This window comes from Ciceribacter azotifigens, assembly GCF_048159625.1.
Classification (GTDB): Bacteria; Pseudomonadota; Alphaproteobacteria; order Rhizobiales; family Rhizobiaceae; genus Allorhizobium; species Allorhizobium azotifigens.
Map to the genome: position 1 here is coordinate 74680 of NZ_JBLQTA010000001.1, position 20794 is coordinate 95473.

A 20794-nucleotide genomic window follows, 5' to 3' on the forward strand; every position below is an offset into this window, starting at 1 on the left:
TCGACGGCCCGGCAATCACTGCCGGGCCGTTCGCATTTCGTAGCGCACCCTGAGATAGAAGCGGGCGCAAAGCAGGAACGAGGCACTGCCGAGACCGACGAGGAAGCCGAGCCAGATACCGACCCCGCCGAGCCCGAACGGGAAGGCCATCAGCCAGGCGAGGAAGAAGCCGATCGGCCAGTAGGCTATGAGCGCCATGACCATCGGCACACGGGCGTCCTTCAACCCGCGCAGCAGGCCGCTCGCGATCGCCTGCAGCCCGTCGACGAGCTGGAAGATGCCGGCGACCACCACGAGGTGCGCGGCAAAGTCGAGCACCGCCGGCGCCTCGGGCTTGTTGGTGTCGATGAAGATGCTGCTGAGCACCCGCGGCAATGAGAAGAACAGGATACCGCCGGCAATTGCGATCACGCTGGCGATGGCGAGAACGGCAATCGCCGCGCGCACAAGCTCGGCATAATCGCCGCGGCCGTGGGCGACACCGATCCTGACTGTCGCGGCCTGCGAGAGGCCGAGCGGGATCATGAAGGCGATGGAGGCAAGCTGCAGCGCAATGCCGTGGGCGGCGAGCTCGATCGTGCCGATCCGCCCCATCAGCAGCGAGGCGGCGGTGAAGAGGCTCACCTCGGCGAGAACGGTCACGCTGATCGGCAGGCCGAGATGCACGACTTCCCAGAGCGCGTGCCAGTCCGGCCGCCAGAAGCGGACGAAGAGCTCGTATTTCCGGGTCTGTTCGAGGGCCTGGATATAGACGACCATGGCGAGGAAGCTTGCCCACTGCACGCAGACGGCGACGATCGCGGCACCCGTCATGCCGAGTGCCGGCAGGCCGAAATGACCGAGCACGAGGCCATAGGCCAGCACGCCGTTCATCAGCAGCACGCCGAGCGTCACATAGAGCACGATCCCGGCCCGGCCGATGGCGCTGACGAGCGCCCGCAGCACGGCGAAGAGCAGTGCCGGCAGGAGGCCCAACTGGACGATCATCACATAGCCGGCAGTCAGCGCCGCGACTTCCGGCTTCTGGCCGAGCGCGAGCAGGATCCGCTCGGCATTGAAGAAGAGCGGCATCGTCAGTAGCGAATAGGCAATCGACGCCCACATGCCCATGCGCAGCGAACGGCGGACCGAAACCACGTCACCGCGGCCATAGGCCTGTGCCACCATCGGCACGACGGCGATCGAAAGCCCCGAACCGAAGATGAAGATGGTGAAGAAGAACTGGCCGGCAAGTACCATCGCCGCGAGCGATTGCGCACCCAGCTGACCGACAATGACGACGTCGGTCGTGTGAATGCCGAGCTGGGCGAGCTGTGCGCCGATCAGCGGAATCCCGAGCGCCAGCGTTGCGCGGATATGCGCGCCCCAGCTGTTGGAGGAGCCGACCGGCCGAACTGCGGTATGCGTGGACATGTTCAGAACCCTGGACGAAAAAAGCCGCTTCCAGGAAATCTGGCAAGCGGCGGACAGCATCACCGTTACGCGAGCCGTCCGGAACGCGCAACCCGAAAGGGCGTTCCTTCAGCAAAACTCGTCGACATATCAACTCGCCTTATGGTGCCGTGCAAAATCGTCCGGGCTCGCACGGCCTGCAGCGAAGCAGTCACGCTTCCAGGTCCCGTTTCAGGCGATCCAGCAGCGATACGGCGTTCGCCGCATACTCACCGATCCAGCGGTCGTGGATCGCCTTGATCGGCAACGGGTTCAGGATGTTGCGGCGCTCCCGCCCCTCCCTCTTGACGATGACGAGGTCGGCGCCTTCCAGCACCTTCAGGTGCTGCATCACCGTACAGCGGTCAAGTGCGGGAAAAGACTCGCAAAGTGCCCCGGTGGTCAGCGGCCCTGTCTTCAACCGGTCGAGCATCGCTCGCCGCACCGGCGCGGCCAGCGCCTTGAAGACCAGATCCTCCTGATTCGTACTTGACATGTTATATTTTTATAACATTATTGGAGCTCTGCCAAGAGGAGGAGACGACCATGAGCGGTCCGCTGAAGTTCAGAGTGTCTGCGCATATCTCCAAACCCGTGGGCGAGGTCTTCGAAGCCGTCGCCGATCCGGCGACACTCTCACGCTATTTCACCACGGGCGGCGCCAAGGGGCGGCTCGAGACCGGCGCGACGGTCTATTGGGATTTCCATGACTTTCCCGGCGCCTTCCCGGTCGAGGTCGTGGAGGTCGTGCCGGACCGGCGCATCGTGCTGCGCTGGGAAGCGAACGAAGGCCCGCCCACCGAGGGCGAGGCGGTGACTACACAGGCCGGATACAAGACCACCGTGACGATGGAGTTCGAACCGCTCGACGACGGACGCACGCTTGTCACCATCGCCGAGGAAGGCTGGCGGCCGACGGAGGGCGGGCTCCGCGCCTCCTACGGCAATTGCCAGGGCTGGATGCAGATGCTCTGCGCCATGAAGGCCTGGCTCGAATACCGCATCAACCTGCGCGAGGGGATGTTCAGATAGGCAGGCGGACGCCGGCGCGGCATCCGCCCGGGCACCGACGATCAGACGTCGCCGGAGAAGGTGTCGCAGGCCCCGACCTTGCCGGCGTCATAGCCGCGCTTGAACCACTTCATCCGCTGTGCCGAGGTGCCGTGGTTGAAGCTGTCGGGAACGACATAGCCCTGGCTGCGCTTCTGCAGCGTATCGTCGCCGATCTGCTGCGCGGCGTTCAGCGCCTCCTCGATGTCGCCTTCGGAGAGAAGCCCCTTCTGGTCGGTCTGCTTGGCCCAGATACCGGCAAAGCAATCGGCCTGCAGCTCGACACGCACCGACATGCGGTTCGCCTCGCCTTCGCCCATCGTCTGGCGCATCTGGTTGAACTTCGGCAGGATGCCCGTCAGGTTCTGCACGTGATGGCCGACCTCATGGGCGACTACATAGGCCTGGGCGAAATCGCCGGACGCGCCGAACTGGCGGGAGAGTTGCTGGAAGAAATCCGTGTCGAGATAGACCTTGCGATCACCCGGACAGTAAAACGGGCCGGTCGCCGACGACGCTGTGCCGCAGGCAGACCGGGTCACGCCTGAAAAGAGCACCAGCCTCGGTTCTTCGTAACGCTCGCCTGAGGCGGAAAAGATCGTGTCCCAGGTGTCCTCGGTCTCGGCGAGCACGACGCCGACGAAACTGCCGATCTCCTTCTCCTGTGGCGAAAGTTCGCGCTGCGTAGTCTGCTCGTAGCCGGGGCCGCTCGTCGAGCCGTCATCCAGCATCTGCAGCATGTCGATCCCCATCATCTTCAGGACGAAGTAGAGGACGATCAGGATCACGATGGTCGAGAAGCTCAAGCCCCCGCCGCGCCGCCCGACCGGGATGCGCAGGCCCGAGCGACCGAACGGATCGCGCCCCATGCCCGTGCCGCCCGTCGAGGCGCTGCGACGATCCTCGATGTTCTGCGACTGACGTCGGCCTCTCCATTCCATGTCGGCACCTCTTCTTCCGGCTTCATTCTTCTGTCCGCAAGAACAGTCTATAGCCGAAAGCGTTCCCGCCGACCATCCGGAGCGCCGCGCGAGCGGCTCCAATCAGAGGTTCGGGCGCCTGTCCCTCCACGGCCGGGCCTCTTCCAGCTGCCCCGCGAGCCGGAAGAGCGTTTCCTCGTCGGCAAAGCGGCCGACGAAATGCATGCCGACCGGCAGGCCTTCCGGCGACCAGCAGAGCGGCACCGACATTGCCGGCTGTCCGGTGACGTTGAAGACCGGCGTCCAGGGGATGAACCCGAACGTCTCGGCGGCGAGCTGCTCGGCGATGCCGAGCTTCTTCAGAAGCCACCCGCCGCGGATGTGTCCCATCACCCGGATGAGCGCCTTTTCGATCGGCTTGGGCTGCAGCGCGCCGATCTTCACCGGCAGGCTCGAAAGAACCGGCGTCATCAGCACGTCGTGATTCTCGAAGAAGCCGAGAATCGACCGGGCGGCAAGCTTCAGGTAACGCATCGCCGCGGCGAGTTCGGCGGAGGAGAAGGCCTGCCCAAGGAGCGCAAGCCCGAAGGAAGACGGATCGTAATCCTCCGGCCGTATCTTCACACCGGCCATCTCCGCGGTGAACGCGATGTCGGCACGCAGCTCGGCGGCAAGCACCGTCAGGAAGGCCATGGAAAACGCCGTGCGGTCGACGGCCGGGGCCGCCTCCACCACCTCGTGCCCGAGCTCTTCCAGAAGCCGCACCGCCTCGGCGAAGGCGGCCTTCACCTCCGGCGCCACCTCCCCACCGAGCATCGGCGTGTCGGAGACCGCGATCCGCAGCCTTCCCGGCGGATGACCGACCGCCGTGAGCCAGAAGCCCGAATAGGCCGGCAGCGGATGCGGCGTGCCGATATCCGGTCCGTGAGTGGCGTCGAGCATAGCCGCCGAATCGCGCACTGAGCGCGTCAGCACGTGCTCGCCGGCAAAACCCGACCAGGCTTCGCCGATAAAGGGGCCGGCGGGTGTGCGTCCGCGCGTCGGCTTCATACCGAAGAGGCCGCAAGCGGAAGCGGGAATACGGATCGACCCGCCACCATCGCCGCCCGAGGCTATCGGCACCATGCCCGCCGCGACCGCCGCCGCAGAGCCGCCGCTCGATCCGCCCGGCGTCAGGCTCGGGTCCCACGGATTGCGGCAGGGGCCGAAGATCTCCGGCTCGGTATAGGGCGTCAAACCGAATTCGGGCGTGTTGGTCTTGCCGAGAAAAATCACGCCGGCCTTGCGCCAGCGCCTGACGAGTTCGTTCTCTCCGGATGCGGGAATGCGGGCCCATAGCCGGTTGCCGTTCGAGGTCGGCACGCCTTCGATCTGGGCAAGAAGGTCCTTGACGAGGAAAGGAACACCGGCAAACGGCCCCTCGCCCGCCGTTTCCGCGGCCTGGCGCCGCGCCGTATCGAACATCGGCCGGACGACGGCATTGAGCTTCGGATTGTCCCGCTCGATGTGGGCGATCGCCGTCTCGACGAGTTCGCGCGCCGACACCTCTTTGCGCCGGACCAGCTCCGCCAGTCCGAGCGCGTCGTAATTCAAATAGTCTGCAAACATGTGAGCCCCCCGAGGAGGCCGCAGGCTAGCACGCGCAAATTCCGGAGCAACCTGCCGATTTTACCGGGGGAAATTCTTCCAATGAGTGTATATTTCATAGATGCAACCACAGGATGGAGACTTGCAGATGGCCTATCCCGTTCACAACCAGCAGGCCGATGCCATGACCCTGTTTCTGGCAAACGGCACACAGGTCAATCTTCCGGGCAACGGCAACGCCAATGCGGGAGATGCGATCGACCGCATCAGCTACCACGGACTGACCTATGACCGCGTCGGCGGCTGGGTGGTCGCGGACGGCACCCAGTTGGCAGCCAGCTACGCCGGCGGACAGAACGTCTATCTGACGACGCCGCAGCATTTCGAGGTCGTCTATCACTATAACGGCCCGTGAAACACGGTTGGACATCCCCCAGAACGCACGTCCCCCCCCCCCCGCGATGCCGCAAGCGCGCGGCATCGCTGAGAAGGCGGCTGATGCTCCTTTGCCGATCATGCGCTTGAACGCATTTGTTCGGCTGCCTCTCGTGCGTCCAAGTGCTTGAGCGCCCCACGACGCCGGAGCATTTCGACGCGTGGACGTCGCGGGCTCCGATCGCATCGGCGCGCTCTGAACGCGCCCTCCCCAACTTTCCTCGCGCGCGATGAATTTTGGGGTTCCGCTACGGCGAACAATTCCCTATAAGCCGCTTCTAGCCTGAAAAGACCCTCCTTGCGCCCCGGCCGGTGAATTGCCCTGGCCGGCGTTTCGCGCAACAAGAAATTGGAAGACGCCGATGCCGAAGCGCCAAGATATCAAGTCCATCCTCATCATCGGCGCGGGGCCGATCGTCATCGGTCAGGCTTGCGAATTCGACTATTCAGGAACTCAGGCCTGCAAGGCGCTGAAGGAGGAAGGCTACCGGGTCATCCTGGTCAACTCCAACCCGGCGACGATCATGACCGATCCGGGCCTTGCCGACGCGACCTATGTCGAGCCGATCACTCCGGAAGTCGTTGCCAAGATCATCGCCAAGGAACGCCCGGACGCGCTGCTGCCGACCATGGGCGGCCAGACGGCGCTCAACACCGCACTCTCCCTGAAGAGAATGGGCGTGCTCGACCGCTACAACGTCGAGATGATCGGCGCCAAGCCGGCCGCAATCGACAAGGCGGAAGACCGCGCGCTGTTCCGCGAGGCGATGGCGAAGATCGGGCTCGAAACGCCGAAGTCGATGCTGGCGAACGCCACCGAGATCAAGGATGCCGACCGCAAGACCCACGAGGCCGCGCGCGCGGAGCTGAAGGCGAAGCTGTCCGGCGCCGAGCTCGACAAGGCGCTCGACGAACTTGAGAACCAGTGGAACCTCGGCGAGAGCGATCGCAAGCAGCGCTACATGAGCCATGCCATGGCGATCGCCGCCCAGGCGCTCGACGATGTCGGCCTGCCGGCGATCATCCGCCCGTCCTTCACCATGGGCGGCACCGGCGGCGGCATCGCCTACAACCGCTCGGAATTCTTCGAGATCGTCGGCTCCGGCCTCGACGCCTCGCCGACCACCGAAGTGCTGATCGAGGAATCGGTTCTCGGCTGGAAGGAATATGAAATGGAAGTCGTCCGCGACAAGGCGGACAACTGCATCATCATCTGCTCGATCGAGAACATCGATCCGATGGGCGTGCACACGGGCGATTCGATCACGGTCGCGCCGGCGCTGACCCTGACCGACAAGGAATACCAGATGATGCGCAACGCCTCGATCGCGGTGCTGCGCGAGATCGGGGTCGAGACCGGCGGCTCGAACGTCCAGTTCGCCGTCAACCCGAAGGACGGCCGCCTCGTCGTCATCGAAATGAACCCGCGCGTGTCGCGCTCCTCGGCGCTGGCCTCCAAGGCGACCGGCTTCCCGATTGCCAAGGTCGCCGCCAAGCTCGCTATCGGCTACACGCTGGACGAACTGGAAAACGACATCACCGGCGGCGCGACCCCGGCCTCCTTCGAGCCGTCGATCGACTACGTCGTCACCAAGATCCCGCGCTTTGCCTTCGAGAAGTTCCCGGGCGCAGAACCGACGCTCACCACCGCCATGAAGTCGGTTGGTGAAGTCATGGCGATCGGCCGCACTTTCGCAGAATCGCTGCAGAAGGCGCTGCGCGGCCTCGAAACCGGCCTCACCGGCCTCGACGAGATCGAGATCCCCGGCCTTGGCACCAATGGTGACGGAGCCGACGACAAGAACGCCATCCGCGCCGCGATCGGCACGCCGACGCCGGACCGCCTGCGCATGGTCGCCCAGGCTCTGCGCCTCGGCATGTCGCCGGAGGAAGTGCACGAAGGCTGCAAGATCGATCCATGGTTCATCGCCCAGTTCAAGGCGATCGTCGACATGGAAGCGCGTGTCCGCGAACACGGCCTGCCGGAAGACGCCGAGAACCTGCGCATGCTGAAGGCCATGGGCTTCTCCGACGCCCGCCTCGCCTCGCTGACCGGCGGCAAGCCGAAGGACGTCGCGATGCTGCGCAATTCGCTGGGTGTCCGCCCGGTCTTTAAGCGCATCGACACCTGTGCGGCCGAATTCGCCTCGCCGACCGCCTACATGTATTCGACCTACGAGACGCCCTTCGTCGGCAATGCCCGTTCCGAAGCACAGGTCTCCGACCGCAAGAAGGTGGTCATCCTCGGCGGCGGCCCGAACCGCATCGGCCAGGGCATCGAGTTCGACTATTGCTGCTGCCATGCCGCCTTCGCGCTGAAGGATGCCGGCTATGAAGCGATCATGGTCAACTGCAACCCGGAAACCGTCTCGACCGACTACGACACCTCCGACCGCCTGTATTTCGAGCCGCTGACGGCCGAAGACGTGATCGAGATCATGCGCGCCGAGCAGGAAAACGGCACACTCGTCGGCGTCATCGTCCAGTTCGGCGGGCAGACCCCGCTGAAGCTCGCAGAAGCACTGGAAAAGAACGGCATCCCGATCCTCGGCACCGCGCCGGACGCGATCGACCTTGCCGAAGACCGCGACCGCTTCCAGAAGCTGCTGATGAAGCTCGACCTGACGCAGCCGAACAACGGCATCGCCTACTCCGTCGAACAGGCCCGCCTGGTCGCCTCGGAGATCGGCTTCCCGCTGGTCGTTCGCCCGTCCTACGTCCTCGGCGGCCGCGCCATGCAGATCATCCACAATGAGAGCATGCTGCAGTCCTACCTGCTGGACACCGTTCCGGGCCTCGTTCCGGAAGACATCAAGCAGCGCTACCCGAACGACAAGACCGGCCAGATCAACACGCTGCTCGGCAAGAACCCGCTGCTCTTCGACAGCTACCTGACCAACGCGGTCGAAGTCGACGTCGACGCGCTCTGCGATGGCGAGAACGTCTTCGTCTCCGGCATCATGGAACACATCGAGGAAGCCGGCATTCACTCGGGCGATAGCGCCTGCTCGCTGCCGTCGCGCTCCTTCTCGCCGGAACTGCTGGACGAGCTGGAACGCCAGACCAAGGCCATGGCCAAGGCATTGAACGTCGGCGGCCTGATGAACGTGCAGTACGCCATCAAGGACGGCGTGATCTACGTTCTCGAAGTCAACCCGCGCGCCTCGCGCACGGTGCCCTTCGTCGCCAAGACCATCGGCGCGCCGATCGCCAAGATCGCCGCCCGCATCATGGCTGGCGAGAAGCTCGACCAGGCGATCGCCGCCTACGGCAAGAAGCCGGATCCGCGCAACCTCAAGCACATCGCGGTCAAGGAAGCCGTCTTCCCGTTTGCCCGCTTCCCCGGCGTCGACACCCTGCTCGGCCCGGAAATGCGCTCGACCGGCGAGGTCATCGGCCTCGACACCGATTTCGCGCTCGCCTTCGCCAAGAGCCAGCTCGGCGCCGGCGTCGAGCTGCCGCGTGACGGAACGGTCTTCGTTTCGGTTCGCGACGAGGACAAGGAACGGGTCCTGCCGGCCGTGCGCCTGCTCGCCGATATCGGCTTCAAGGTCATGGCGACCGGCGGCACCCAGCGCTTCCTCGCCGAGAAGGGCATCGACGCCGTCAAGATCAACAAGGTTCTCGAAGGCCGTCCGCACATCGAGGACGCGATCCGCAACCGCCAGGTCCAACTCGTCATCAACACGACCGACGGCAACAAGGCGATCTCGGATTCGAAGTCGCTGCGCCGCGCCGCGCTGATGCAGAAGGTACCCTACTACACCACCATGGCCGGCACGCTGGCCGCGGCGGAGGCAATCCGGGCGCTGAAGAACGGCCAGCTCGAAGTCCGGCCGCTGCAGAGCTACTTCTGAGACGATCCCCAGACGCCAGGCCGGTCAAGCGCCACTTGACCGGCTTCTTTTTATGTTGTAGTTAACCGACAAGTTAATTAACTTTACGGTTAATCATGCAGACCGATCCGCTTTCCGAAACGCTCTTCGCCCTCGCCGATCCGACCCGCCGCGCCATTCTTGCCCGGCTCGCGAAGGGCGAGGCGACGGTGAACGAACTGGCGTCGCCTTTCGACATGAGCCTGCCGGCCGTGTCGAAGCACCTGAAGGTGCTCGAGCGGGCAAAGCTGATCTCGCGGGGACGTTCCGCGCAGTGGCGTCCCTGCCGGCTGGAGCCCGAACCGCTGAAGGGCGTCGACGACTGGTTGACGGACTACCGGAAGCTCTGGGAGGACAGACTCGACCGGCTGGATACCTATCTCGCCACCCTGCAGAAGGACCGTGCAAAAGAGGAAGGCAAATGAGCGACAAGATCGAAATCCTCAACGAACGCCTGTTTCCCGTCGATCGCCGAACGCTCTTCGACGCGTTCGCCGATCCGGAAAAGCTCGCACGCTGGTGGGGACCGCACGGCTTCACCAACCGCATCACCGCATTCGACCTCCGGCCGGGCGGCACCTGGCTCGTCACCATGACCGCCTCGAATGGTACCGACTTCCAAAATCGCTGGACCTTCGAGGATGTATCCCACGGAAGGAGCATCCGCGCTTTCCATCACGAGCCGGTCCACGCCTTTTCACTCGAGATGACCTTCGCCGATGACAACGGCGGCGCCCGCCTGACCTGGCGGATGCTGTTCGACCGGACGGAAGAAAACCTGGAACTGGGGCGGTTTCTCCACGCCGCCAACGAGCAGAATTTCGATCGGCTGGAAGCCCTCCTCCGTCAACGCAAGGGAGTACACTGAGATGTCCGACGTCCTCGATCCCGCAAAGATCCTGCGTGTGGAACGCACCGTCAGCGCGCCGCGCGAACTGATCTTCGAAGCCTTTTCCGATGCCCGGCATCTGGATGCCTGGTGGGGTCCGAACGGCTTCACCAACGAGACCCATGCGATGGAGTTCGCCGTCGGTGGGCTCTGGCACTATACGATGTACGGCCCTGACGGAAAGGTATGGCCGAACTGGATCCGGTACACGGAAATCTCTCCGCCCTCGCGCCTCGCTTACGAGCATGGCGCCGAGCTCGGAGAAGCGGCCCACTTCAACGGCATCATCACCTTCGAAGACGAAGGCGGAAAGACCCGTGTCTCGCTGATCCTCATCTTCGCGACGAAGGAAGCCCGCGACGCGACCCTGGAGTTCGGCGCCATCGAAGGCGGAAACCAGACACTCGCCAAGCTCGACGCCTACGTGCAGCGCAAGGCACGCGCGGCCGACAACTGACGGTCGCGTCGTCGCAGGCGTTCCGTTCCCTCGTCCGTCAGCGGCATCCCTCACCGTCCCATCAAAATTTGACATTTGTCTATTGATCGGAATTGCCGCAGAGTGATGGTTCTTCCAGAAGGAGCGTTCCATGCACACGCCGCTTGACACGCCGGCCGGCAAGGCCGGCCGCCGCGAATGGGTTGGCCTGGCGATCCTGTCGATCGCCTGCCTGATCTATTCCATGGACCTTTCGGTGCTCTTCCTCGCCATGCCGGCAATCGTCACCGATCTCGATCCCACGGCGGCCGAACTGCTGTGGATCAACGACATCTACGGCTTCATGGTGGCGGGCTTTCTCGTCACTATGGGCACGCTCGGCGACCGCATCGGCCGGCGCAAGGTGCTCCTTGCCGGTGCCTCGGCCTTCGGTGCGGCGTCGATCTTCGCTGCCTTTTCGACCAGCGCTCCGATGCTGATCGTCGCGCGCGCCTGCCTCGGCGTCGCGGGCGCCACCATCGCGCCGTCGACGCTTTCCCTGGTCGTCAATCTGTTTGCCGACGAAGGCGAGCGCAACCGCGCCATCGGCATCTGGGGTACCGCCTTCGCGCTCGGCGGGCTGATCGGACCGCTGATCGGTGGGGTCCTGCTGCAATATTTCCACTGGGGTTCGGTCTTCCTGGTCAACGTGCCGGTGATGCTGGTGCTCGTCGTTGCGGCCCCCTTCCTGCTACCGGAATATCGCAGCGGCAGCGCCGGCCGGATCGACCTGCCGAGCGTCGCCCTGTCGCTCACAACCGTGCTTCCGATCATCTACGGCTTCAAGAAGATCGCGACGGAAGGGATGACGGGCATCCATCTCCTGCCGGTCGCGATCGGGCTCGCCGTCGGGGCGCTGTTCATACGGCGCCAGCGGCGGCTCGCCGATCCGCTGATCGATCTCGCCCTTTTCAGGATACCCGCCTTTACGGCCTCCCTGCTCGTCAATCTCGCCGGCGTCTTCTTCGTCTTCGGCATCTTCCTGTTCCAGAACCAGTACCTGCAACTCGTCCTCGGCCTTTCCCCGCTCGAGGCTGCGCTCTGGTCGGGTCTGCCGGGCCTCGTCTTCACCGTCATGTCGTTGCAGGCCTACCGGATCACCAACCGGCTCGGCTCGGTGAGGACGGTGCTGCTCGGCCTCGTCGTCAACGCGGTCGGCGCCGCCGCAATGGGCGTCGCCGCCTATCACCAGAGCCTCTTCGGGGTTCTTTGTGCGAGCGGCCTGATCGCCATCGGCTTCGTGCCGGTGATCCTGACCACGACGGGGCTGATCGTCGGCTCGGCCCCACCCGAGCGCACCGGTGCGGCCTCGGCGATCTCGGAGACGAGCGCGGAATTCGGCGGTGCGCTTGGGGTGGCCCTGCTCGGCAGCCTCGGCACCGTCGTCTACCGCTTCGAAATGGACGGCGCCGACCTCGACAGCCTGCCGCCACCCATGGCCGAGTCGAGCCGCTCGACGCTCGCCGGCGCGGTCGATGCCGCCCGAACCCTCGGCGAGACCGCTGCCCCCTGGCTCGATCTCGCCCGCGGCAGTTTCTCCCTCGGCTTTGCCGTCTCCTGCGCGCTCGCCACGGTGGCGCTCGTGCTGCTCGCCGCCGTCGCCCGCCGCGTCTACGCCGGCGCGCCTGCAATCGAGAGCAACTCTGCGCATTGATCGGTGAGCGAGCCTACCGCCGTCTGCCCGGTCAACCGCAAATTGTGGTGAGACGCGCCAACTGCTATGCTGCCCCAATCGCGGCGGGGAGCATGCGCCATGGCGAAGAACATCGTCCTACTGTTCGACGGCACGTCAAACGAGATTGCCGAGGACAGAACCAACATCCTGCGCCTTTTCGGGGCGCTGAAGCGAAACACCGACCAGATCGTCTATTACGATCCGGGCGTCGGCACCTTCGGCGCGGTGAACGCCTGGCTGAAGCCCTATCGCGATGCGGTCGAGATCTGGGGCATGGCGACCGGCTGGGGCCTCGATCAGAACGTCAAGGACGCCTACCGTTTCATCGTCGAGAATTACGAATCCGCCCCGCGCGGCAGGGGCAGCCGGAAGGACGGCGAGGACGACCGCCTCTTTCTCTTCGGCTTCAGCCGCGGCGCCTACACCGCAAGGGTGCTGGCGGGCTTCATCCACGCCCTCGGGCTCGTCAGCCGCCACAACCTCAACCTCGTCGACTATGCCTACAGCGCCTACAAGGCGATCCCGGATTTCGTGCCGCCACCGGAGAGCGATGCCGGTCCCGGCGAGGACACGCCTTCCGCGTTTTCCGCGATGCGCCTGCATGAGCGGACGCTGAAGACCTTCAGGCCGAAAATCAGGATGCTCGGTCTCTTCGACACCGTCGGTTCGGTGATCGAACACGGCCCCTCGGGTGTGCGGCTGAAGACGCATCCCTTCACCCGGCGCAATCCGAGCGTCGAGGTCGTCCGCCAGGCGCTGGCGATCGACGAGCGGCGAACGATGTTCCGGCCGCAATACTGGGACACCGACCAGCCTTACTGGGGAAGCCCGTTCCGGCCGAAGGAACCGCCACCGCCGCAGGACGTCAAGGAAGTGTGGTTCGCCGGCTGCCACGGAGACGTCGGCGGCGGCCAACCGGAACGGGAAAGTGCGCTGATCAAGATTCCGCTCGCCTGGATGGTCAAGGAGGCGACCGACAAGGGCCTCGAGGTCATTACGCGGACGGTGAACGAGATCGTATTCGGGCAGAACCCGCAAAAGCCCTATGTCGCGCCCGACCCGAAGGGGCCGGACCACGACAGCATGAATCTCGCCTGGCGCGTTCTGGAAATCGTGCCGCGACGGGTGCCGGACAGTTCGTGGCGACGCGGCGGCGCCGCGGGCGGCGTCTATCTGCCGTTTTCCGACCCGCGTTTCATCCCGGCCGAGGCCCTGGTCCACCAGTCGGTGATCGACCGCATGGCCGCGCCCCTGCCTCGCGGTCCCTACCGGCCGGAAAACCTTCCCTCCCGTTACAGGATCGAACCGTGACAGGCCGGAACGCCGCGGGGGGCCTCGACAAAAGCTCTGGAAATTCCGACCGGGCTGCTATACCTTCCACCGAAGTGATTTGAGACATGGTTCCGTAGCGCCGCTCCGGAACCTGTTTTCTTTTATGTCTGCGCCATGCAGGCGCCACATGCGAAGGAAGTCGAAATGGTAGAAAAGGTACCGATGACGCAGAACGGTTTCGCCAAGCTGCAGGAAGAACTGCGCTGGCGGCAACAGGAAGAGCGCCCGCGGATCATCGAGGCGATCGCGGAAGCGCGCGCCCATGGCGACCTTTCCGAAAATGCCGAGTACCACGCCGCCAAGGAAGCACAGAGCCACAACGAGGGCCGTATCACGGAACTCGAGGACCTGATTGCGCGCGCGGAAGTCATCGACCTTTCGAAGATGTCGGGTTCCAAAATCAAGTTCGGCGCGACGGTGAAGCTCGTCGACGAGGACACGGATGAAGAGAAGGTCTACCAGATCGTCGGCGACCAGGAAGCCGACGTGAAGGCCGGCCGCATCTCGATCTCCTCGCCGATCGCGCGGGCCATGATCGGCAAGGAAGTGGGCGACTCGATCGAAGTCGTCGCCCCCGGCGGCTCCAAAGCCTACGAGATCCTGGCGGTGCAGTGGGGCTGAGGCCCCTGCCGCCGGAACAGGGATTGCCCGCGTGACGGATATCGCCGACGTCGAGGTCATCGCGCCGAATTTCAAGCAGCGGCTTTCCGGCGTCACCTCGACGATCATCCAACTCGTTCCCGTCCAGAACCGGCTCGGCCAGAAGGTTGCAACTCTCGGGCCGGGCCTTCCCGCCTCGCTTCCGCGGATCGGCTATGCCGACCTCCTGCGTCTCTGGAATAGGCCGCGAAGCGGGCAGAAGCGCGTCTGGCACGCGCGCCGCAACAACGAGATGCTGGCCGGGCTCGTGCTGCGCGATCTCCTGCGCATGCCGCTCAAGATTCTCTTCACCTCCGCCTCACAGCGCAGGCACACCCGCTGGACCAAGGCGCTGATCGCCCGCGTCGACGCCGTCGTCGCGACGAGCGCCCGTACCGCCGCCTATCTCGACGTCGAAAACAGCGTCGTCATGCACGGCATCGATACCGCACGCTTCTCTCCGCCGGCAGACAAGGCGGCGGCCAAGCGGGCCGTGGGGCTCGATCCCGAGCGGAAGATCGCTGGCTGTTTCGGCCGCGTGCGCCGCCAGAAGGGCACCGACCTCTTCGTCGACACGATGATCGCCCTGCTTCCCAGCCGGCCGGACTGGATCGCCATCATCGCAGGCCGGGCGACCGCCTCGCACGCAGCCTTCGAGACCGAACTCAAGGAACGGGTGGCGAAGGCCGGGCTTTCGGACCGCATTCTCTTCGTCGGCGAACACACCAACATCAACGACTGGTACCGGGCGCTCGACCTCTTCGTCGCACCGCAGCGCTGGGAGGGTTTCGGCCTGACGCCGCTCGAGGCGATGGCGACCGCCGTGCCTGTCGTCGCGACCGATGTCGGCGCCTTCCCCGAACTGATCGTCACCGGAGAACAGGAAACGGGCGTCGTTATCCCGGCCGACGATCTCGCGGCGATGACGGCCGCCGCCGGCGCCTTCATGGACGATCCGGCACGCCTATCCGCCGCGGGCACCCGGGCGCTCGCCCATGTCACCGAAAATTTCAGCATCGAAGGCGAAGCCCGCCGGCTCGGGGAGATCTACGCCGCGCTCGCGCGGTGACGGCGAAGAGCGCCGTCAGGCGGTCGTCACCGCGAACCGCGGATCGTAGCCGATCGCGGTCCCGCGCAGTGCCGAAACCGGCGAATAGTTGACAAGTTTGATGCCTTTCTGGTGGCAAACTTCATGCGCAAGCAGGATGTGCCGGACGATGCGCGCCTCGGCGCCGGCGATGCCGGACTTCGCCGTGTCCCCGGCTTGCTCGTAAAAGCGCGGACGGTCTGCATTCGAGATGTCGATGCCGAAGAGCCCGATCGTCTGCGGGCGGCAATAGGCGGCGAACTGGATCGCGCTGATCGCCACCGAGCCGCCCTGAAAGACGCCGACCGAGGGATCGCTCGAAAAGCCGGCGATGCCGTCGTCCGACACGGTGGCGCAGCTGATGCCGGCAAGCTCGGCGGCGCCGCGACGTCGTGTGCGGTACGGCTTGCGGATGTCGTCAATCAGGATGATGCGTTTGTCCGAGAGCCAGGCGCGGTCGAGCTCGCAGATCGTGCGGATGACGCCGACCGAGAAGAGGCAGAGCGTATCGGCACCAATCTTCGCCCGCATCAGGTCGAAATGCCGCCAGACGAAGCGCTCATCCTCGACGGCGACGGCAAGCGGGGTGGCGATCTTGTTGCCGATCAGGCTCATGGCCCCATTGAGGAGGATCACCGTCGAGGGGCCTGCATCTTCGACCCGCGTCTGCGTGACCGACGGGCCGGAGCCGATGACGAAGATCTCCGCGCCGGCGCGCTTCGCCAGGACGTCCGGATGCAGCAAGGCCCCGACCCTGCTCCCGCGGTAGACGATCTCTCCGATGTCTTCGGTCCCTGCCGGTTTGACCATCGAAAGGCCGGGCGTCCAGGCATAGGCATGGGCGAAGGACGGCCCGCGGACGAGGCGCACGAGAAGCTTGACTGCCTTCCGCCACAGGGGAGGTTTCGACCGCGATCCTGACACCCGCACTCCAATTCTCGCCGCACACCCCTCCGGCGCGTCTAGTCCGTTCTCGGCCGGAACGCCGTCCCTGCCGGACCTTCCGCCGAAAAGGCTTGATCCCCCGTCGGGCGGACAGATAAAGACGCCGATGGCGGCTTGGCAAGGTGCCGCGCGCAAGGAAAACGAGTCGTGGCGAATGCGGTCATCCTGAACGACACCCGAGGCGACAGCCATTTCGGCTGTTTCCGGGTCATGCGGCTCATCGAGGAGAACCTCGCGAGCCGCGGCATTCGCGTGCTCGCCCGCAGCGGCGTGCGCAACGACTGGGAGAACGATCGCCCCTTCCTCGATGCCATGGCGAAGAGCGACGTCATTGTCATCAACGGCGAAGGAACGCTCCATCACGGCGCCCATTCCGGAGCCCGGCTTCTCCGGGTGGTCGATCACCCAGCGCGTGGTGACAAGCCGGTCGCGCTGATCAACGCGATCTATCAGGAAAACCCCTCGGAATGGTCCCACTATCTCGAAAAGATGGCGATCATTTCGACGCGCGACTCCTGGAGCGCCGCGGAGGCCGGCCGCCATGCCGGTCGTGATGTCGGCTTCGTCCCGGACCTCTCCCTATCCGGAGGCTTCGAGGAGGCCGCGCCGGGCATAACACGCAACCTCCTGCTGGTCGGTGATTCCGTTTCGCGCGACGTTTCGCGCCGGCTGCTGGCGCTGGCCGATTCACGCGCCGACGCGCGCCTGCTTCCGATCCTCAAGACGATCAAGGCGAGCAAGCCACATGTGGCGACGCCGCTCAGGCTCCTGCGGGAGGCCTATATCCGGCTCCATGCCGCCGCATTCGGCTGGAGGCACGGCAATGTCCTGTTCAACAGGGACGAAGCCGGCTTCATCGACGCGCTCCAGCACGGCTACCTGCATGTGACCGGCCGTTTCCACGCGGTCTGCTTCTGCCTCTTCACCCGGACGCCGTTCCTGGCGATCGAGTCGAATTCCTGGAAGATCGGGGCGCTGATGCATGATCTCGGGCTCGGCGAGAAACGTCTGGTCGCGATCGAAGACCTGCCGGACCTGCTCGCCTCCCCCGATATCCTCGCCTATTCCGCGGAGGAGATGCGGGCAATCGAAGAGGGCATCGCCATGTGCCGGACGCGGAGCGCCGCCCTCTTCGACGATATCGCCCGCCTGGCGCGACGAGGCTGAGCGCCTCAACCGTCGGGATCGGCTCGATGCAGCGCGAAGCGCTTGTCCGAGACCATCAGCCGCGAGACGAAATCCTCTTCGGTATCATAGTCGTGCGGCGACGTTGCCTTCGTCTGCCCACCGGAAAGCGAACCGCTCTCGTAGAAGTCGAAACCGTAGAGGTCGACCGACTTGCACGGGGAACGGCTGAGGAGTTCGATGACCATCAACCCGGTCGTCGGCCGGTTGTCGGCCCGGGCGCACAGGACCTTATGGCTCTCCCGCGGATAGAGGAAGAAGAACGGCCATCGCACGATCCAGTGCTGAAGGGCGTTGCGTGGCGGCGACATCCAGAAGAGATGGCTTGCGCCGCGCTCGGCCATGATCGACTTTTCGAGCTCGATGCTGGTGGCGATGACATCCGTCCTTGACCCGTGGGAAGCCGCCGATGGGATCGGAGCGCTGTTGAACCGGACGACGAGATCGTGGGCGTCGATCTCCGCTCCGAACGTCGTGCCGGAGAGCGCACGTGAATTTCCGACGAGTGCCACGCGCCTGTCGCGGACCAGTTGGAACACGTCCTGCTCGTCGAGCGGCGAACGATATTGCAGCCCGAGGAACCGACGCAGGGCACCGACGACGCGCAGATATTTCTTCTCGATCTTCCGCATGCACAACGTCCAGATAGAACAGATCTCACGTCCGGACGAACGCGCCGGAGGAGGCTTTATCGAGGGCTAACGCATCGCCGTCAGCGAAGCGCCGACGCATCGGTCACCAGAGCATAAACCAGCCTTGCCAGCAGCATGTTCCTGGGTCGCAGGAAGCGCCGGAAATAAGGGATCTCCTGCAGCTTGCGCCGGTCCATCCACTCCTGCTCGCGTGGCGTCATCTCGTGGAATTCATACTCGCCACGCCGCATCGGAAACAGCGAGGTCTTCAGCTTGCCGGCACGGTAGGTCCGTGGAAACGGCACATGCATCACGATCGGCGAGAACGGGAAGAGCCGGACGTAGCCGAGATCGGCAAGAACCTTCTTGTTCTCCGCCTCGCTCTCGCGGAACGTCCAGCCGAGCTTCTTCAGCGTCGACAGGCGCAGGATGCCGACATCGGCATAGGAGCGACGGGGGTCGCCATCGGGGAAGCGATAGGCCTTCACGTCTTCGAGAATGTCGTAGGCGTAGCCTTTCCGCAGGAAGCGCGGATCGACCTGAAGAACCTTGTCGTCCGATGCGAAAAGCTGGCCGTACTGCTTCAGGATGGCATCGTTGAATGGCCGGACGAACTGCATGTCGTCCTGGATGAGGAATATGAAGTCATACCCCTCCTCCTCCGCATAGCGGCACATGCGCTGGATGTTGCCGTAGAGATTGCCGTGGCGGCGGCCCCGCTTGTCCTCGGTCGAGGTCACGCAGAGCTTCATCCGCGGGCGGTATTTCTCGATCACCGCCTTGGTGACGTCGTCCTCGCTCTGGTCGTCGATCAGCGCGACGTCGAAGCCCGGACACATCTTGAAGGTCGACAGGATGCAGCGCTCGAGAGTGCTCCCCATATTATAGGAGAAGATGCACAGCAGCACGTTCTTGGAAGTCAGCATTGCGACCGGTGTCCCCGCGTTCAAATCTCCACCAGCCCGAGCCGCTTCACCTGCCGGATGGTCAGCATGGTGCGGACGGTGTGGACGTGGTCGTTGGCCGTCAGCACCTCGATCACGAAGTCCTGGAACTTGGTGAGGTTTTCCGCAACGCAATGGAGGAGGAAGTCGCTGTCGCCGGAGACCATCCAGGCCTGGCGAACGATCGGCCAGCTTTCGGTCGCCGCGGCGAACGCCTTGAGGTTGCTTTCCGACTGGTGCTTGAGGCCAACCATGCAGAAGGCGACGAGATCGAAGCCGAGCTTCGGTGCATTGAGGAACGCGTGATACCCCTCGATGATGCCGGCTTCCTCGAGCTTGCGCACGCGACGCAGGCAGGGCGGCGCGGAAATGCCGACGCGCTCGGAGAGCTCGACATTGGTGATGCGGCCGTCGCGTTGCAGCTCGCGGAGGATACGGATGTCGATGGCGTCCAGCTCGGCGCGGAACAAGGGAGAAACCTTCTCAGATATGACTGCGCGGATATGTACCGCATTCCGGCGATTACGCAAGAATCAGTCCCACGGAGGCACAATTATTGCGGTACGGTGTGGATGCCGTGCCGTTATTGCAAGGCTGACCTTGAATAAACGCATGGAGCAATCATAAATGGGGCGGCAGACATAGGGCCCCGATGCGAATCGATCGCTCATCTTCTGCGACATCCCTGAAAGGAACCACCATGACTGCCCGCCATACCAAGGTGTTGATCATAGGCTCCGGCCCGGCCGGCTACACGGCCGCCATTTACGCCGCGCGGGCCATGCTGAGCCCCGTGCTGATCGCCGGCATGGAACAGGGCGGCCAGTTGATGATCACGACCGATGTCGAGAACTATCCGGGGTTTGCCGATCCGATCCAGGGGCCGTGGCTCATGGAGCAGATGCTGAAACAGGCCGAGCACGTTGGCGCCGAGATCGTCAACGATCTCGTGACCGAGGTCGACATGGATCGCCGGCCCTTCACGGTGCGCACCGATTCCGGCGCGGTCTGGACGGCCGATACGCTCATCATCGCCACCGGCGCCAAGGCGAAGTGGCTCGGTATTGAGAGCGAGCAGCATTTCCAGGGCTTCGGTGTCTCCGCCTGCGCGACCTGCGACGGCTTCTTCTATCGCAACAAGGACGTGATCGTCGTCGGCGGTGGCAATTCCGCCGTCGAGGAGGCGCTTTATCTCTCGAACATCGCGAAGTCGGTGACGGTCGTCCACCGCCGCGATTCCTTCCGCTCGGAAAAGATCCTGCAGGAGCGCCTGTTTGCGAAGGACAACATCAAGGTCGTCTGGAACACGGAAGTGGACGCGATCACCGGTGAGGCGGCCAAGCCGCCGATGCCGCCGTCGGTGACCGGCGTGCGCCTCAGGAACACCGTGACCGGCGCGATCTCCGAAATGGCGATCGACGGCGTCTTCGTCGCCATCGGCCATGCCCCGGCGGTCGAACTCTTCAAGGACAAGCTGAAGCTGAAGTCCAATGGCTATCTCTGGACCGCACCGGACTCCACCGCCACCAGCGTCGAAGGTGTCTTCGCCGCCGGCGACGTGACCGACGACGTCTACCGCCAGGCGATCACCGCCGCCGGCATGGGCTGCATGGCTACCCTCGAGGCCGAACGCTACCTGACGGCCGTTTCCACCCGAGCCGAAGCGGCGGAGTGACCATGATGAGAGGCGGCG

The 20794-nt window shown here is 64.5% G+C and carries 20 protein-coding genes; 12 read left to right on the forward strand and 8 right to left on the reverse strand.

The window, feature by feature from the left end:
* Positions 1 to 15: 15 nt before the first annotated feature.
* Both ACM6UT_RS00395 and ACM6UT_RS00400 read right to left on the reverse strand, forming a co-directional pair.
* A complete protein-coding gene (locus ACM6UT_RS00395) occupies positions 16 to 1413 on the reverse strand; it encodes an MATE family efflux transporter (RefSeq protein WP_416795400.1) in 1398 nt (465 codons plus the stop codon).
* Between the two features lie 190 nt (positions 1414 to 1603).
* Positions 1604 to 1927: an ArsR/SmtB family transcription factor gene (locus ACM6UT_RS00400; RefSeq protein WP_416795401.1), complete on the reverse strand. Its 324-nt coding sequence runs from the start codon at positions 1925 to 1927 to the stop codon at positions 1604 to 1606.
* Between the two features lie 50 nt (positions 1928 to 1977).
* Here ACM6UT_RS00400 and ACM6UT_RS00405 point away from each other — a divergent pair, with 50 nt between their 5' ends.
* Positions 1978 to 2463 carry an SRPBCC domain-containing protein gene (locus tag ACM6UT_RS00405; protein ID WP_416795402.1) on the forward strand — a complete coding sequence of 162 codons (486 nt, stop codon included), beginning with the start codon at positions 1978 to 1980 and terminating at the stop codon, positions 2461 to 2463.
* 41 nt (positions 2464 to 2504) lie between these two features.
* Here ACM6UT_RS00405 and ypfJ read toward each other — a convergent pair whose 3' ends face one another.
* Positions 2505 to 3422: a KPN_02809 family neutral zinc metallopeptidase gene (gene ypfJ, locus ACM6UT_RS00410; RefSeq protein WP_416795403.1), complete on the reverse strand. Its 918-nt coding sequence runs from the start codon at positions 3420 to 3422 to the stop codon at positions 2505 to 2507.
* 102 nt (positions 3423 to 3524) lie between these two features.
* Complete coding sequence (locus tag ACM6UT_RS00415) at positions 3525 to 5009, reverse strand: amidase (protein ID WP_416795404.1); 1485 nt, start codon at positions 5007 to 5009, stop codon at positions 3525 to 3527.
* A gap of 127 nt (positions 5010 to 5136) precedes the next feature.
* Here ACM6UT_RS00415 and ACM6UT_RS00420 point away from each other — a divergent pair, with 127 nt between their 5' ends.
* The 9 genes from ACM6UT_RS00420 to ACM6UT_RS00460 all read left to right on the forward strand — a co-directional run bounded on the left by ACM6UT_RS00420 (position 5137) and on the right by ACM6UT_RS00460 (position 15377).
* Positions 5137 to 5403 carry a hypothetical protein gene (locus ACM6UT_RS00420; protein WP_416795405.1) on the forward strand — a complete coding sequence of 89 codons (267 nt, stop codon included), beginning with the start codon at positions 5137 to 5139 and terminating at the stop codon, positions 5401 to 5403.
* A gap of 382 nt (positions 5404 to 5785) precedes the next feature.
* Positions 5786 to 9280 carry a carbamoyl-phosphate synthase large subunit gene (gene carB, locus ACM6UT_RS00425; RefSeq protein ID WP_416795406.1) on the forward strand — a complete coding sequence of 1165 codons (3495 nt, stop codon included), beginning with the start codon at positions 5786 to 5788 and terminating at the stop codon, positions 9278 to 9280.
* Between the two features lie 95 nt (positions 9281 to 9375).
* The gene (locus ACM6UT_RS00430) at positions 9376 to 9723 is read left to right on the forward strand and encodes an ArsR/SmtB family transcription factor (protein ID WP_416795407.1); all 348 of its coding nucleotides are present in this window, start codon (positions 9376 to 9378) and stop codon (positions 9721 to 9723) included.
* Complete coding sequence (locus ACM6UT_RS00435; RefSeq protein ID WP_416795408.1) at positions 9720 to 10166, forward strand: SRPBCC domain-containing protein; 447 nt, start codon at positions 9720 to 9722, stop codon at positions 10164 to 10166. Before ACM6UT_RS00430 ends, ACM6UT_RS00435 begins: the two co-directional genes overlap by 4 nt.
* A gap of 1 nt (position 10167) precedes the next feature.
* Positions 10168 to 10644 (forward strand): SRPBCC family protein, encoded by a 477-nt coding sequence (locus tag ACM6UT_RS00440; protein ID WP_416795409.1) that lies wholly within the window; start codon positions 10168 to 10170, stop codon positions 10642 to 10644.
* Positions 10645 to 10774: 130 nt separating this feature from the next.
* Positions 10775 to 12316 (forward strand): MFS transporter, encoded by a 1542-nt coding sequence (locus ACM6UT_RS00445; protein ID WP_416795410.1) that lies wholly within the window; start codon positions 10775 to 10777, stop codon positions 12314 to 12316.
* A gap of 99 nt (positions 12317 to 12415) precedes the next feature.
* The gene (locus ACM6UT_RS00450; protein WP_416795411.1) at positions 12416 to 13648 is read left to right on the forward strand and encodes a T6SS phospholipase effector Tle1-like catalytic domain-containing protein; all 1233 of its coding nucleotides are present in this window, start codon (positions 12416 to 12418) and stop codon (positions 13646 to 13648) included.
* A gap of 165 nt (positions 13649 to 13813) precedes the next feature.
* Positions 13814 to 14290, forward strand: coding sequence for a transcription elongation factor GreA (gene greA, locus ACM6UT_RS00455; RefSeq protein WP_129332390.1), 477 nt, complete (start codon positions 13814 to 13816; stop codon positions 14288 to 14290).
* Between the two features lie 31 nt (positions 14291 to 14321).
* Entirely contained in the window at positions 14322 to 15377 is a 1056-nt protein-coding gene (locus ACM6UT_RS00460) for a glycosyltransferase family 4 protein (protein WP_416795412.1), read from the forward strand.
* Positions 15378 to 15392: 15 nt separating this feature from the next.
* Here the strand turns inward: ACM6UT_RS00460 and ACM6UT_RS00465 are convergent, their stop codons facing one another.
* Positions 15393 to 16319: a glycosyl transferase gene (locus ACM6UT_RS00465; RefSeq protein ID WP_416795413.1), complete on the reverse strand. Its 927-nt coding sequence runs from the start codon at positions 16317 to 16319 to the stop codon at positions 15393 to 15395.
* 168 nt (positions 16320 to 16487) lie between these two features.
* Here ACM6UT_RS00465 and ACM6UT_RS00470 point away from each other — a divergent pair, with 168 nt between their 5' ends.
* Positions 16488 to 17507 carry a polysaccharide pyruvyl transferase family protein gene (locus tag ACM6UT_RS00470; protein WP_416795414.1) on the forward strand — a complete coding sequence of 340 codons (1020 nt, stop codon included), beginning with the start codon at positions 16488 to 16490 and terminating at the stop codon, positions 17505 to 17507.
* Positions 17508 to 17512: 5 nt separating this feature from the next.
* Here ACM6UT_RS00470 and ACM6UT_RS00475 read toward each other — a convergent pair whose 3' ends face one another.
* The 3 genes from ACM6UT_RS00475 to ACM6UT_RS00485 form a co-directional block, all read right to left on the reverse strand.
* The gene (locus ACM6UT_RS00475) at positions 17513 to 18157 is read right to left on the reverse strand and encodes a glycosyltransferase family 29 protein (protein ID WP_416795415.1); all 645 of its coding nucleotides are present in this window, start codon (positions 18155 to 18157) and stop codon (positions 17513 to 17515) included.
* An 80-nt stretch (positions 18158 to 18237) separates the two neighbouring features.
* A complete protein-coding gene (locus ACM6UT_RS00480) occupies positions 18238 to 19083 on the reverse strand; it encodes a glycosyltransferase family A protein (protein WP_416795416.1) in 846 nt (281 codons plus the stop codon).
* A gap of 20 nt (positions 19084 to 19103) precedes the next feature.
* On the reverse strand, positions 19104 to 19571 hold the full coding sequence (locus ACM6UT_RS00485; protein WP_416795417.1) for an Lrp/AsnC family transcriptional regulator: 468 nt from the start codon (positions 19569 to 19571) through the stop codon (positions 19104 to 19106).
* 230 nt (positions 19572 to 19801) lie between these two features.
* Here ACM6UT_RS00485 and trxB point away from each other — a divergent pair, with 230 nt between their 5' ends.
* Complete coding sequence (trxB, locus tag ACM6UT_RS00490; protein ID WP_416795418.1) at positions 19802 to 20776, forward strand: thioredoxin-disulfide reductase; 975 nt, start codon at positions 19802 to 19804, stop codon at positions 20774 to 20776.
* Positions 20777 to 20794 lie beyond the last annotated feature (18 nt).

Coding starts and splice junctions, on each gene's coding strand:
- ACM6UT_RS00395 (WP_416795400.1), bottom strand. CDS start 1,413: ATGTCCACGCATACCGCAGTTCGGCCGGTCGGCTCCTCCAACAGCTGG.
- ACM6UT_RS00400 (WP_416795401.1), bottom strand. CDS start 1,927: ATGTCAAGTACGAATCAGGAGGATCTGGTCTTCAAGGCGCTGGCCGCG.
- ACM6UT_RS00405 (WP_416795402.1), top strand. CDS start 1,978: ATGAGCGGTCCGCTGAAGTTCAGAGTGTCTGCGCATATCTCCAAACCC.
- ypfJ (WP_416795403.1), bottom strand. CDS start 3,422: ATGGAATGGAGAGGCCGACGTCAGTCGCAGAACATCGAGGATCGTCGC.
- ACM6UT_RS00415 (WP_416795404.1), bottom strand. CDS start 5,009: ATGTTTGCAGACTATTTGAATTACGACGCGCTCGGACTGGCGGAGCTG.
- ACM6UT_RS00420 (WP_416795405.1), top strand. CDS start 5,137: ATGGCCTATCCCGTTCACAACCAGCAGGCCGATGCCATGACCCTGTTT.
- carB (WP_416795406.1), top strand. CDS start 5,786: ATGCCGAAGCGCCAAGATATCAAGTCCATCCTCATCATCGGCGCGGGG.
- ACM6UT_RS00430 (WP_416795407.1), top strand. CDS start 9,376: ATGCAGACCGATCCGCTTTCCGAAACGCTCTTCGCCCTCGCCGATCCG.
- ACM6UT_RS00435 (WP_416795408.1), top strand. CDS start 9,720: ATGAGCGACAAGATCGAAATCCTCAACGAACGCCTGTTTCCCGTCGAT.
- ACM6UT_RS00440 (WP_416795409.1), top strand. CDS start 10,168: ATGTCCGACGTCCTCGATCCCGCAAAGATCCTGCGTGTGGAACGCACC.
- ACM6UT_RS00445 (WP_416795410.1), top strand. CDS start 10,775: ATGCACACGCCGCTTGACACGCCGGCCGGCAAGGCCGGCCGCCGCGAA.
- ACM6UT_RS00450 (WP_416795411.1), top strand. CDS start 12,416: ATGGCGAAGAACATCGTCCTACTGTTCGACGGCACGTCAAACGAGATT.
- greA (WP_129332390.1), top strand. CDS start 13,814: ATGGTAGAAAAGGTACCGATGACGCAGAACGGTTTCGCCAAGCTGCAG.
- ACM6UT_RS00475 (WP_416795415.1), bottom strand. CDS start 18,157: ATGCGGAAGATCGAGAAGAAATATCTGCGCGTCGTCGGTGCCCTGCGT.
- ACM6UT_RS00480 (WP_416795416.1), bottom strand. CDS start 19,083: ATGCTGACTTCCAAGAACGTGCTGCTGTGCATCTTCTCCTATAATATG.
- trxB (WP_416795418.1), top strand. CDS start 19,802: ATGACTGCCCGCCATACCAAGGTGTTGATCATAGGCTCCGGCCCGGCC.